At 61.1% G+C, this 12,849-nt stretch carries 12 protein-coding genes; 5 read left to right on the top strand and 7 right to left on the bottom strand.

Annotation, left to right across the window (positions count from 1 at the left end):
* Positions 1-25: 25 nt before the first annotated feature.
* From HX866_RS15910 to HX866_RS15895, 4 genes are all read right to left on the bottom strand, one after another.
* Positions 26-1,858, bottom strand: coding sequence for an ABC transporter ATP-binding protein (locus tag HX866_RS15910; RefSeq protein ID WP_177092662.1), 1,833 nt, complete (start codon positions 1,856-1,858; stop codon positions 26-28).
* Between the two features lie 84 nt (positions 1,859-1,942).
* The gene (locus tag HX866_RS15905; protein ID WP_177092661.1) at positions 1,943-2,509 is read right to left on the bottom strand and encodes a peptidylprolyl isomerase; all 567 of its coding nucleotides are present in this window, start codon (positions 2,507-2,509) and stop codon (positions 1,943-1,945) included.
* Positions 2,510-2,512: 3 nt separating this feature from the next.
* The gene (locus HX866_RS15900; protein ID WP_177140087.1) at positions 2,513-3,316 is read right to left on the bottom strand and encodes an alpha/beta fold hydrolase; all 804 of its coding nucleotides are present in this window, start codon (positions 3,314-3,316) and stop codon (positions 2,513-2,515) included.
* A gap of 14 nt (positions 3,317-3,330) precedes the next feature.
* Entirely contained in the window at positions 3,331-4,254 is a 924-nt protein-coding gene (locus HX866_RS15895; RefSeq protein WP_100938915.1) for a LysR family transcriptional regulator, read from the bottom strand.
* Positions 4,255-4,303: 49 nt separating this feature from the next.
* Between HX866_RS15895 and HX866_RS15890 the strand changes: the two genes are divergently transcribed.
* The 3 genes from HX866_RS15890 (at position 4,304) to HX866_RS15880 (ending at position 6,450) form a co-directional block, all read left to right on the top strand.
* A complete protein-coding gene (locus HX866_RS15890; RefSeq protein WP_177100063.1) occupies positions 4,304-4,618 on the top strand; it encodes a 3-phosphoglycerate kinase in 315 nt (104 codons plus the stop codon).
* Positions 4,619-4,766: 148 nt separating this feature from the next.
* Positions 4,767-5,366 carry an FMN-dependent NADH-azoreductase gene (locus HX866_RS15885; RefSeq protein WP_177092658.1) on the top strand — a complete coding sequence of 200 codons (600 nt, stop codon included), beginning with the start codon at positions 4,767-4,769 and terminating at the stop codon, positions 5,364-5,366.
* A 223-nt stretch (positions 5,367-5,589) separates the two neighbouring features.
* Positions 5,590-6,450: a carboxylate/amino acid/amine transporter gene (locus HX866_RS15880; RefSeq protein WP_177140086.1), complete on the top strand. Its 861-nt coding sequence runs from the start codon at positions 5,590-5,592 to the stop codon at positions 6,448-6,450.
* On the opposite strand, the gene HX866_RS15875 is transcribed toward HX866_RS15880, so the two are convergent.
* The 3 genes from HX866_RS15875 to HX866_RS15865 form a co-directional block, all read right to left on the bottom strand.
* Positions 6,447-7,745, bottom strand: a complete 1,299-nt coding sequence (locus HX866_RS15875) for a mechanosensitive ion channel family protein (protein WP_177140085.1) — start codon at positions 7,743-7,745, stop codon at positions 6,447-6,449. The two genes, HX866_RS15880 and HX866_RS15875, sit on opposite strands and share 4 nt — an antisense overlap.
* Before the next feature lie 119 nt (positions 7,746-7,864).
* Positions 7,865-8,638, bottom strand: a complete 774-nt coding sequence (locus HX866_RS15870) for an L-iditol 2-dehydrogenase (protein WP_177124924.1) — start codon at positions 8,636-8,638, stop codon at positions 7,865-7,867.
* Positions 8,639-8,702: 64 nt separating this feature from the next.
* The gene (locus HX866_RS15865) at positions 8,703-10,016 is read right to left on the bottom strand and encodes an ABC transporter substrate-binding protein (protein WP_177124925.1); all 1,314 of its coding nucleotides are present in this window, start codon (positions 10,014-10,016) and stop codon (positions 8,703-8,705) included.
* Positions 10,017-10,293: 277 nt separating this feature from the next.
* Here HX866_RS15865 and HX866_RS15860 point away from each other — a divergent pair, with 277 nt between their 5' ends.
* Entirely contained in the window at positions 10,294-11,271 is a 978-nt protein-coding gene (locus tag HX866_RS15860; protein ID WP_177092653.1) for an AraC family transcriptional regulator, read from the top strand.
* Between the two features lie 28 nt (positions 11,272-11,299).
* Positions 11,300-12,646, top strand: a complete 1,347-nt coding sequence (locus tag HX866_RS15855; RefSeq protein WP_177092652.1) for a DEAD/DEAH box helicase — start codon at positions 11,300-11,302, stop codon at positions 12,644-12,646.
* The last annotated feature ends 203 nt before the right edge of the window (positions 12,647-12,849 follow it).

Raw genomic sequence — 12,849 nt, 5'->3', positions numbered from 1 at the left:
GCAACCGCCCGGTCCCGAACGGGGTTCAATCGATCCCGACAAACCCGCCGGTCTGGTGCTGCCACAAGCGTGCATACAGGCCGCCATGGGCCAGCAGCTCGGCATGGCTACCGGTTTCGGCGATCCGGCCATTTTCCAGGACCACCAAGCGGTCCATGCGGGCAATGGTCGACAGCCGGTGGGCGATGGCGATCACGGTCTTGCCTTCCATCAGGGTTTCCAGGCTTTCCTGGATCGCCGCTTCCACTTCCGAGTCCAGGGCCGAGGTCGCTTCGTCCATGATCAGGATCGGCGCGTCCTTGAGCAGTACCCGGGCAATGGCGACGCGCTGGCGCTGGCCACCGGAGAGTTTCACGCCACGCTCGCCGACATGGGCGTCGAAGCCGGTACGGCCCTCGGCATCCGACAGCAGCGGGATGAACTCATCGGCCCGGGCCTTGCGCACCGCTTCCCAGAGTTCGGCATCGCTGGCATCTGGCTTGCCGTAGAGCAGGTTGTCGCGAATCGAACGGTGCAGCAGCGAGGTGTCCTGGGTAATCATGCCGATGCGTTCGCGCAGGCTTTCCTGGGCGACTTCGGCAATGTTCTGGCCATCCACCAGGATTCGCCCGCCTTGCAGGTCATAGAGCCGCAGCAGCAGGTTGACCAGGGTCGACTTGCCGGCACCGGACGGCCCGATCAGGCCGATTTTCTCGCCGGGGCGAATGCTCAGGTTGAGATCGCTGATCACGCCGCTGCGTTTGCCGTAGTGGAAGTCGACGTGCTCGAAGCGCACTTCGCCCTGGCTGACCACCAGGCGCGGCGCTTGTTTGCGGTCGATGACGTTGATCGGTTGAGCGATGGTCTTCAGGCCGTCCTGGACCATGCCGATGTTTTCGAAAATGCCGTTGACCACCCACATGATCCAGCCGGACATGTTGACGATGCGGATCACCAGGCCGGTGGCCAGGGCGATGGCTCCGACCGAGATCAGCGACTGGGTCCACAGCCATAGCGCCAGGCCCGTGGTGCTGACGATCAGCAGGCCGTTGAGGCTGGTGATGGCGACGTCCATGCTGGTCACCACGCGGGCCGCCAGCTGGGTTTTCTCGGTTTGTTCCACCAGCGCTTCACGGGCGTATTGCTGCTCGAAACGGGTGTGGGCGAACAGCTTCAGAGTGGCGATGTTGGTGTAGCCGTCGACGATCCGGCCCATGAGTTTGGAGCGCGCTTCGGAGGAGATCACCGAGCGCTCCTTCACCCGTGGCACGAAGTAGTACAGGGCGCCGATGTAGCCGGCCAGCCAGACCAGCAGTGGGATCATCAGGCGCCAGTCCGCCTCGACGAACAGCACCAGGGAGCTGATGACATAGATCAGCACATGCCAGAGCGCGTCGACCGCCTGGACGGCGGAGTCACGCAAGGAGTTGCCGGTCTGCATGATGCGCTGGGCGATGCGTCCGGCGAAGTCGTTCTGGAAGAAGTTCAGGCTCTGCCTGAGCACGTAGCTGTGGTTTTGCCAGCGGATCATGCTGGTCATGCCCGGGCTGATGGTCTGGTGCACCAGCAGGTCGTGCAGACCGAAGAAGATCGGGCGCAGGATCAGGGCGACCACGGCCATCCACAGCAACTCGCGGCCATGGATCTGGAAGAATTCGGTATTCGGGGTGCCCTGGGCCAGGTCGATGATCCGGCTCAGGTAGCTGAACAGCGCCACTTCGATCAAGGCGGCGAACAAGCCGACGATCAACAGTGCGGCGAAACTTGGCCAGACCTGGCGCAGGTAATACAGGTAGAAGGGCAGGACGGTGTTCGGCGGGGCGGCAGTGGGGGCGTCGCGGAAAATATCGATCAGTTGTTCAAAACGACGATAGAGCATGGGTTCTGCGCCCGTCAGGCGGGCTCTCCTTGAGGTGGGGCAGTGGCAAGCTCCAAGCTTGAGGCTTGAGGCTTGCCGCTGTTCTTAATCGATCCTTTTGGCCGACTTGATATACACCGGGTCCGATGGCACGTCCGACATGCCTTGCTTGGTGGTGGTAGGCGAGTTGACGATGATATCGACCACTTCCATACCCTTGACCACCTTGGCGAAGACCGCGTAACCGGCATCACGGCCCGGGTCGAGGAAGTCATTGTCCTTCACGTTGATGAAAAATTGGCTGGTGGCCGAGTTCGGATCCGAGGTACGCGCCATCGACAAGCTGCCGCGCACGTTGTGCAGACCGTTGCTGGCTTCGTTCTTGATCGGCGCCTGGGTCGGCTTTTGCGACATCTGTGCGGTGAAACCACCGCCCTGGACCATGAAGCCCGGAATCACCCGGTGGAAGATCGTGTTGTTATAGAAACCACTGTCCACGTAAGCGAGGAAGTTCTTGGTGCTGATCGGCGCATGGACCGGGTCCAGCTCGATTTCAATGGTGCCGTTGGTGGTCACCAGTTGTACATGGGGCGCCTTGGCGGCGTCGGTGGCCGCCATCAGGTTGGCGGCGAACAGGACGGAGCCGGTGAACAGGGCGATTTTTTTCAGCATGGTTCAGTGATCCTGGGTGGTGGTTTCGACTGCAGTTAGAAACTCAAGCAGGGTTTGATTGAAGACCTGGGGTTGATCCAGCGGCGTGCCATGACGTGAGTCGGCGATCACCACCAGGCGCGCATCGGCGATCAGTTTGACATAGCTTTCCTTCAACGCGACCGGCGTGTAGTCATGGTCGGCGCTGACGATCAGGGTTGGACAGGCAATCCGTGAAAGTTGTTCCTGGACACCCCAGCCGACGATGGCGTCGAAGCTGGCGAGATAAGCACGTTTGTCGTTTTTTGCCCAGCGCTCAGCCATCTTGTGCCGCAATGGCGCCTGTTCCGGCTTGGGAAACAGCACCTTGCCGAGGATCTTGCCGATGCGTCTCAGGCCCACCACCCGGCCGAGGATCCAGCGCGAGGCCCATTGCAGATAATCGCTGGGTTTGCGCACCTTGACCTCGGGCATGCTGTTGACCACGCACAGGCTCCCGAGCACGTGCGGCTGGTCCACCGCCAGTTGGAAGCCGATCATCCCGCCCATGGAAATGCCCACCAGGTGCGGGCGGTCCAGGTTCAGGTGTTCGATCAAGGCCAGGATGTCGGCGCTGAATCCGGCGATGCTGTAGCGCTGGCGGGGCTTGTCGGAGCGGCCATGGCCGCGCATGTCCATGATGATCAGCCGGTGTTGCGCGGACAATGCCGGTATCTGCAGTTCCCAGTCCAGGGTGCTGGAGCCCAGGCCGTGTATCAGCAGTACCGGCGTGCCTTGGCCGTATTCCTCATAATGCAGCGTACAACCTTCGTGTTCGAAATAGGCCATCGATCAACGTCCTGTCAGGCTTGCTGGGGAGCGGCAAAGGGCGCGTCCAGAGGCGCGGTGTCGAAGGTACGCAGCAGTTCGATGAGAATCTGCGTGGCCGGCCCCAGGGGTTTGTCCTTGTTCGAGTACAGATAAAACGTCGGGTGGCGGCTGCCGCCCTGGTCCAACGGTAGCACCTTGAGCAGGCCTTCCCGGATTTCCCGTTCGATCATGTGTCGGGGCAGCCAGGCAAAGCCCAGGCCATTGCCGATAAAGGTGGCAGCGGTAGCCAGGCTGCCGACGGTCCAGCGCTGCTCGGCGCCGAGCCAGCCGACGTCCCTTGGTTGCTGGCGGCCGGAGTCGCGGATCACCACCTGCAACTGGCTTTCCAGGTCCTGGAAGGTCAAGGTGCGTTGCAGGCGATGCAGGGCGTGTTCCGGGTGGGCGACGGCGACAAACTCCACCGCACTCATTTCGGTGCCCAGGTAACCGGGGATATTGAAGCCGCTGATGGCCAGGTCGGCGACGCCTTCGAGCAAGACTTCCTCGACGCCCGACAGCACTTCTTCGCGCAGGCGCACACGGCAACCGCGGCTCTGCGGCATGAACGCGGTCAGCGCCCGGACCAGGCGCGCGTTGGGGTAGGCGGCGTCCACCACCAGGCGTACTTCGGCTTCCCAGCCCTGTTCCATATGGTGGGCCAGGTCTTCCAGCTGGCTGGCCTGTTTCACCAGTTGCCGGGAGCGCCGTAGCAGCACGCCGCCGGCTTCGGTGAGCACGGCTTTGCGCCCGTCGATGCGCAGCAGCGGCACGCCGAGCTGATCCTGCATGCGGGCCACGGTGTAGCTGACGGATGACTGCGAACGGTGCAGGGCTTCGGCGGCCTGGGCGAAGCCACCGTGATCGACCACGGCCTGCAGCGTTCGCCATTGATCAAGGGTCACGCGGGGCGCTTTCAAGTTGGGTTCCTCTTGTCCTAAGCTGGCGGTCCTTACTGGAGACTGCCGAATGAGAAAAATCTGTTGTGTGTTGCTGGCCATGCTGCCGTTGACGGCGTTTGCCTATCCCATCGACGTTGAAAAACAACTCAACGGCCAGAGCATCGACTACACGACCTTTGATACCGATACGGATATCGGCTCCATCCAGGTGAACAACTACGGGAAAACCGATGCCCTGTGCACGGTGGTCTTCCGTAATGGGCCCGAGGCCCCGCGGACCCGCAAGCTCGAACTGGGGGCCGGGCAAAGCAAGAATGCCAGCATCAAATTCACCCGCAGCATTATCCGATTGAGCCTGCAACTGACCTGCGTAGCGAAATGACACCCGAGGAGCATTCTGCCAAGCATGCTCCGCCTATCAACAAATTTATAGATAGGTTGCAGTCATTTTTTCGGCTTTTTTATCGGTTAATCGCTGTTTAATCTTCGCTCCATCGACTTACAACCCTTAGCGATGGAGCCTATATCCCATGTCTCGCGTACTGATCATCGAAAGCAGCGCCCGCCAGCAAGACTCGGTTTCCCGCCAGTTGACCCAGCAGTTCATCGGCCAATGGCAAGCTGCCCACCCGGCCGATCCGATCACGGTTCGTGACCTGGCGACCGACCCGGTGCCGCATCTGGACAGCCACCTGCTGGGTGGTTGGATGAAACCTGTCGAGCAACGCTCGACCATCGAGAAGGCCGCGCTGGAGCGCTCCAATCACTTGACCGACGAACTGCTGGCGGCCGACGTGCTGGTGCTGGCCGCGCCGATGTACAACTTCGCGATCCCGAGCACGCTCAAGGCCTGGCTCGACCATGTGCTGCGTGCCGGCTTGACCTTCAAGTACACCGACACCGGTCCGCAGGGTCTGCTGATCGGCAAGCGAGCCTATGTTCTGACCGCACGCGGCGGGTTGTATGCCGGTGGCACCAACGATCATCAGGAACCCTACCTGCGCCAGGTGCTGGCGTTTATCGGGATCCACGACGTCACCTTCATTCACGCCGAAGGCCTGAACATGGGTGGCGACTTCCAGGAAAAAGGCCTGAACCAGGCCAAGGCGCGGATCGCACAGGTGGCTTGAGGGCTTAATGTTCAGCTAATCGCCGGTTGTTTAAGTGGCGTCAGCAAAAGTTATTCAAACAGCCCCTTCAAGTTGTTTGCGCATCGAACCTCCCTTTGCACTGGTTGCTCCCTGAGTGCATGCAACCCGATCCGGCCGCCCAGCCGATCGGGTTTTTTTTTGCCCTGGATTCCTTGTGCGGCAGAAAGTCGCTAAGGTCGCGGCCATTATTTGCGAGGCACTCATGGGCTATCTACTTTTCGTCACGCTGCTCCAGGCGTTTTCCTTCAGTCTGATCGGTGAATACCTGGCCGGTCACGTCGACAGCTACTTCGCCGTGCTGGTGCGGGTGCTGCTGGCCGGCCTGGTGTTCATTCCCTTGACCCGCTGGCGTCAGGTGGAGCCGGCGTTCATGCGCGGCATGTTGCTGATCGGTGCCTTGCAGTTCGGCGTCACCTACGTGTGCCTGTACCTGAGTTTCCGGGTGCTGACGGTACCGGAGGTCTTGTTGTTCACCATCCTCACGCCTTTGCACGTGACCCTGATCGAAGATGCCTTGAACCGGCGTTTCAATCCCTGGGCCTTGCTCGCTGCGTTGGTGGCGGTGGCCGGTGCGGCGGTGATTCGCTACGACCGGATCAATCCGGATTTCTTCATGGGTTTCCTGTTGCTGCAACTGGCCAACTTCACCTATGCCGCCGGGCAGGTGCTCTACAAGCACCTGGTGGCGCGTCACCCCAGCGACCAGCCGCATTATCGGCGTTTCGGCTATTTCTACCTGGGGGCATTGGCGGTGGCGCTGCCGGCGTTTTTGTTGTTCGGCAAGAGCGGTTACCTGGCCGTGGCCCCCTTGCAGTGGGGCGTGTTGCTGTTCCTCGGGCTGGTCAGCACGGCGCTGGGCATGTACTGGTGGAACAAGGGGGCGTGCCTGGTCAATGGCGGTACGTTGGCGGTGATGAACAACCTGCACGTGCCGGTGGGCTTGCTGATCAACCTGCTGATCTGGAATCAGCATGAACCGCTGGGGCGGTTGTTCTTCGGTGGCCTGGTGATCCTGGCGGCGGTCTGGGTCAGCCGCCTGGGCGCCCGCCCGCTCAAGGCCTAGAGCGCATGCTCTTGCGGCTCGGGAATATGGCTGGCACCCAATAGCGCCGGCAGCATTCCGGCCCGCAGGTCGTTGCCGCTGGGCTGCTGGTACAGGCTCAGGCCGAACTCCGGCAGTACCGCCAGCAGGTAATCGAAAATATCCCCCTGGATCCGCTCGTAATCGGCCCAGACGGTGGTGGACGTGAAGCAGTAGATCTCCAGCGGCACGCCCTGGGCCGTGGTCTGCATCTGGCGGACCATGCAGGTCATGCCCTGCTGGACTTCCGGATGACTCTTCAGGTACGCCAGGGCATAGGCGCGAAAGGTCCCCAGGTTGGTCATGCGCCGGCGGTTCGCCGACATCGCCGCCACATTGCCCTGGGCCTCGTTCCAGGCCTTGAGCTCGGCCTGCTTGCGGCTGATGTAACCGGTCAGCAGATGCACCCGGCTCAGCCGCTGTTCTTCGTCATCGTGGAGGAAGCGCACGGCCCCGGCGTCGATGAACAGGCTGCGCTTGATCCGCCGGCCACCGGATTGCTGCATGCCGCGCCAGTTGCGGAACGACTCGCTCATCAGCCGCCAGGTCGGGATCGAGACGATGGTCTTGTCGAAGTTCTGCACCTTGACCGTATGCAGGGTGATGTCCACCACATCGCCGTCGGCACCGACCTGGGGCATCTCGATCCAGTCGCCGACCCGCAGCATGTCGTTGCTGGTCAACTGCACGCTGGCGACGAAGGACAGCAGGGTGTCCTTGTAGACCAACAGGATCACCGCCGACATGGCACCCAGGCCCGACAGCAGCAATAGCGGCGAACGGTCGATCAGCGTGGCGACGATAACGATGGCGCCGAACACGAACAGCACCATCTTCGCCAGTTGCACATAACCCTTGATCGAGCGCGTGCGGGCGTGTTCGGTGCGGGCGTAGATGTCCAGCAGAGCATTGAGCAGGGCGCTCATGGCCAGTACCTGGAACAGGAAGGTAAAGGCCAGCGCGACATTGCCGAAGAAGATCAGGCCGTTCTTGCTCAGTTCCGGCACCAGGTGCAGGCCGAACTGGATCACCAGCGACGGCGTGGTTTGCGCCAGTCGATGGAAAACCTTGTTCTGCAGCAGATCGTTGACCCAGTGCAGCGCCGGCTGGCGCCCCAGCAGCCGGGCGGTGTGCAGCATCAGATAACGCGCCACCCGGCCGAGCACCAGCGCCACGATCAGCAACAATGCCAGGCCGAGCCCCGCCTGCAGCAGGGGATGTTGATCGAGTGCGCCGAAAAAATCCTGGGTGCGCAGCCAGAGCTGTTGGATATCCATGGGGGATGACGAATCTTCTGAAGGAAATGATCGGGGGGATTAGATCATTTAACACCTGGAAGATGACCATTGCAGACAAGCCCGCTCACAAAAATCTCGCTGGCGAGCGGATTCCCGTCTCAGCTCATCCAGTTCCCGCCGTCGACGTTGTAGGTTTGGGCCACGACATAGTCGCTCTCCGCCGAGGCAAGGAAGATCGCCATTCCCGTCAGGTCTTCAGCGGTGGCCATTCGGCCATAGGGCACTTCCGCTCCCACCAGTCTCTTCTTTTCTCCCAAGGGGCGATTTTCGTGCTTGGCGAACAGGGCATCGACGCCGTCCCAGTGCTCACCGTCGACCACCCCGGGAGCGATGGCATTGACGTTGATCTGGTGCTTGATGAGGTTCAGGCCGGCAGACTGGGTCAGGCTGATCACGGCCGCCTTGGTTGCGCAGTACACCGCGACCAGGGCTTCACCGCGACGTCCGGCCTGGCTGGCCATGTTGATGATCTTTCCGCCATGGCCCTGGCCGACCATCTGTTTCGCGGCGGCTTGAAGGGTAAACAAGGTGCCGGCCACATTGATTGAGAACAGACGCTCGTAGCTTTCGCGGGTGATCTCGGTAATCGGTGCCAAATCAAACAGCGCAGCATTGTTGACGAGGATGTCGAGTTTGCCGGTCTGGGCCACCACGGTGGCAATGGCATCGTCGATGGAAGCCTGGTCGGTGACGTCCATTTTTACCGCGTAAGCCTTCGGGCCCAGTTCGATGGCCGTCGCCTGTGCGCGCTCCAGGTTGATATCGGCGATCGCCACGCGGGCGCCTTCGCGGATGTAGGCTTCGGCGAATGAGCGTCCGATGCCACGAGCCGAACCCGTCACCAATGCGCTTTTTCCTTCAAGTCGTTTCATCAGCTGTTTTCCCGTTTGCGAAAATACGGGGCTGCCGGCCAAAGGGCGGCGGCAGCCAGGGGGGTTATTTTTTAGGGTAGCCCGCGCGTTTCATGTCCTTGAGCGTGGTGCTCTGAGCCTCGCTCAGTGCCTGTTCCACCGACACCTGGCCGGTGAGCGCGGCGGAAAACAGTTTGCCCACCGAGGTGCCAATGGCCTGGAACTCGGGAATCGTCACGTACTGGATGCCAACATAGGGCACAGGCTTGGCCGACGGATGGGCAGGGTCGGCGTTCTTCATCATCTGCAGGGTGACTTCGGCGAAGGGCGCGGCTTTCAGGTAGGCGTCACTGTAAGTGGACAGGCGGGTGCCCGGCGGCACATTGGTGATGCCGTCCTTGTCGGCGACCAGTTGTATGTAGTCTTTCGACGTGGCCCAGGTGATGAAGGCCTTGGCGGCCTCTTTGTGCTGGGAGGTGGCGGGTATCGCCAATGACCAGGCATACAGCCAGGACGCGCCTTTGTCCGTGACTTCGACGGGCGCCGGGGCGAAGCCCACCGTGTCGGCGACTCGGCTTTGGGTCTTGTCGGTGGTAAAGGAGCCGGCGACGCTGGCATCGACCCAGATGGCGCATTTGCCACTGTTGAACAGGGCCAGGGTTTCGTTGAAGCCATTGCTTGAAACACCCGGCGGGCCATAGTTTTTGAGGGTGTTGACGTAGAAATTGGCTGCGGCGGTCCACTCAGGTCCGGTCAGCTCGGGCTGCCATTGCTCGTCGAACCAGCGCGCACCAAAGGTATTGGCCATGGTGCTGAGGAGCGCCATGTTCTCGCCCCAACCGGCCTTGCCACGCAGGCACATGCCGTATTGCTCTTTATCGGGATGGTGCAATTTGGCGGCGAACTGGCCGAGCTGGGTCCAGGTCGGATGTTCGGGCATCGTCAACCCGGCCTGCTTGAACAGGTCCGTGCGGTAATAGGTGACGGTACTTTCACCGTAGAAGGGCAGGGCATAGAGGGTGCCGTCGAGGGACAGGCCCTGGCGCACCGACGGGAATATATCGGCGACATCGTAGGCCGCCGGCAGATCCTTCATCGGCTCCAGCCAATGCTTGGCGGCCCACAGCGGTGTTTCGTAAGTGCCGATGGTCAAGACGTCAAACTGCCCGCCTTGTGTCGCAATGTCAGTGGTCAGCCGTTGGCGCAGGACGTTCTCTTCCAGTACGACCCAATTCAGCTTGACGTCAGGATGCTGTTCTTCGAAAACCTTGGAGAGCCGCTGCATGCGGATCATATCGCTGTTATTCACCGTCGCAATGGTGAGGGTCTCGGCGGCTTGGGCGGCACAGGCCAAAGACAAGCCCGCGGACAGGATGAGCGCGTGATGCCGGGTCTTCATGATGCTCTCCACTCCACGCCGCTGGCGTGGAATCATTATTGTTGTTGTAAGCCGCGGCTGGTCAAAAACGTCCTGGCCCGCGGCGGGTGACGGCTGGATTACAGCAGCTCCCGGAAGGCGCAACAAACGCGTTGAGGACGAGAAACCGATACTTTTTTAATCGTGCCGGCTTGTCCTTGGCAGGATCAAAAAAGTACCAGTCATGAGCCGTGCCCTGGGTAGCGAAGACGGCTTGATCCGGCTATGTTTCCGTTCAGAACTATAAAAGGGGCAAGCCATGCCTGACCGCCGCACCGCGCTATTCGAGCAGCACCCGGCCGAGCTGGAAGTCATCCTGCCCCAGCCGGAACACAGCTTTCGCTGGTACGAGCACGACTACCCCTACGCGCTTGCCCGCTGGAATCACCATCCCGAATACGAAATCCATCTGATCCGCCAGGGCAGCGGCAAACTGTTGGCGGGCGATTACATCGGTGCGTTTGCCGCCGGCCATGTGGCGATGATGGGGCCGGACCTGCCCCATGACTGGATGGGCGACTTGGCGCCGGGAGAGCACCTGGTGGGCCGCGATGTGGTGTTGCAATTCAACGGCGCGGCGCTGCTGGCCCTGCGCGAAGCCATGCCCGAGCTTGGCGATTTGCAGGTGCTGTTCGAGCGTGCCCGGCGCGGCCTGGAATTTACCGGCGATACGGCGCTTGAAGCGGCCCGGCTGTTGGAGGCCATCGGTCCTGCCCAGGGTTTGCAGCGTTTGCTGATGTTCCTGCAATTGCTGAACACCCTGGCAAGTGCGCCGGAGAATGAGGCGTGCTGTCTGGCCAGCACCTGTTATATGCCCTCGCTGGATGAGCGGAGCGCCGAGCGCATCCACAAAGCGTTCGATTACCTGCTCAGGGAATTGACGGGGGATGTCCGGCTGTCAGTGATCGCCGGGCAGTTGGGGATGAGTGAACCGGGGTTCTCACGGTTTTTCAAACGTATTACCGGGCACGGCTTTATCGACCTGATGCGCAAGCTTCGGGTCCAGCGCGCCTGCCGTTTGTTGCTGCAAACCCAGATGTCGGTGGCGGACATCTGTTTCGAGGTGGGTTACTGCAACCTCTCCAATTTCAATCGGCACTTTCGTGTGGAGATGAACCAGACTCCGACTGACTATCGTCATGCCAACCCATCCAGCGCAGAAAAACAGCGCTGTTTGTCGCGCTTTTCACAAAGAAACTCGGCCTCGGCGCTCGAAACCGTTACCCTATGCCGCTGATATTTTGTATTTCTTCGAGGTAGCACCCGTGTTTTCCGAATTCGCCCTGCACGAACGCCTGCTCAAAGCCGTGGCCGAGCTTAAATTTGTCGAGCCTACGCCGGTGCAGGCCGCGGCCATTCCGCTGGCGTTGCAGGGGCGTGACCTGCGGGTGACGGCGCAGACCGGCAGCGGCAAAACCGCTGCGTTCGTCCTGCCGATCCTCAATCGCCTGATCGGCCCGGCCAAGGTGCGTGTCAGCATCAAGACCCTGATTCTGCTGCCGACCCGCGAGCTGGCCCAGCAGACCATCAAGGAAGTCGAACGCTTCTCCCAGTTCACCTTCATCAAGTCCGGCCTGATCACCGGCGGTGAAGACTTCAAGGTCCAGGCCGCCATGCTGCGCAAGGTGCCGGATATCCTCATCGGCACCCCGGGGCGGATGATCGAGCAACTGAACGCCGGCAACCTGGACTTGAAAGAAGTCGAAGTGCTGGTGCTCGACGAAGCCGATCGCATGCTCGACATGGGGTTTGCCGAAGACGTGCAGCGTCTGGTGGACGAGTGCACCAACCGTCAGCAGACCATGCTGTTCTCCGCCACCACCGGTGGTTCCGGCCTGCGCGATATGATCGCCAAGGTCCTGAACAACCCTGAGCACCTGCAGCTCAATGCGGTCAGCCAGCTGAACGACACCACGCGCCAGCAGATCATCACCGCTGACCACAACCAGCACAAAGAGCAGATCCTCAACTGGCTGCTGGCCAACGAGACCTATCAGAAAGCCATTGTCTTCACCAACACCCGAGCCATGGCCGACCGTATCTACGGCCGCCTGGTGGCTCAGGAATACAAGGCTTTCGTCCTGCACGGCGAGAAGGACCAGAAAGACCGCAAGCTGGCCATCGACCGCCTGAAGCAGGGCGGGGTGAAGATCCTCGTGGCCACCGACGTCGCCGCACGCGGCCTGGACGTGGACGGCCTGGACCTGGTGATCAACTTCGATATGCCCCGCAGCGGCGACGAATACGTGCACCGTATCGGTCGCACCGGGCGTGCCGGTAACGACGGTCTGGCGATCTCGCTGATCTGCCACGGCGACTGGAACCTGATGTCGAGCATCGAGCGCTACCTCAAGCAGAGCTTCGAGCGTCGCACCATCAAGGAAGTCAAAGGCACCTATGGCGGGCCGAAGAAGGTCAAGGCTTCGGGCAAGGCCGTGGGCGTGAAGAAGAAAAAGACCGACGCCAAGGGCGACAAGAAGAAGTCGGCCGCCAAGGCACCGACCAAACGCAAGATCGCCAACCGACCGAAGACCGATGCCCTGTCGTTGGTCAGCAAGGACGGCATGGCGCCGCTCAAGCGTCGCAAGCCGGAAGCGCCGGCTGCCGAATAAGCCGCTGATAGCTGCGTGAAAACGCAGTGAAGCGCGTGTTTCATAGCAATGCCCCGACTTGTCGGGGCATTGGCGTTTTTGTGCGGCTGTGCTTGCGCAACGGTCTTGCAAATAGTGGAAAGCGGTAGTGGCACTTTGCTAAAAAACCGCAGTCAGATGGGAACTTCAACCACGGCGCTCTGGTAGTATTTCGCGCTCACGTC

It is taken from the genome of Pseudomonas gingeri, from assembly GCF_013386165.1.
Classification (GTDB): Bacteria; Pseudomonadota; Gammaproteobacteria; order Pseudomonadales; family Pseudomonadaceae; genus Aquipseudomonas; species Aquipseudomonas gingeri_C.
This window is presented reverse-complemented; position numbering and strand designations above follow the sequence as displayed.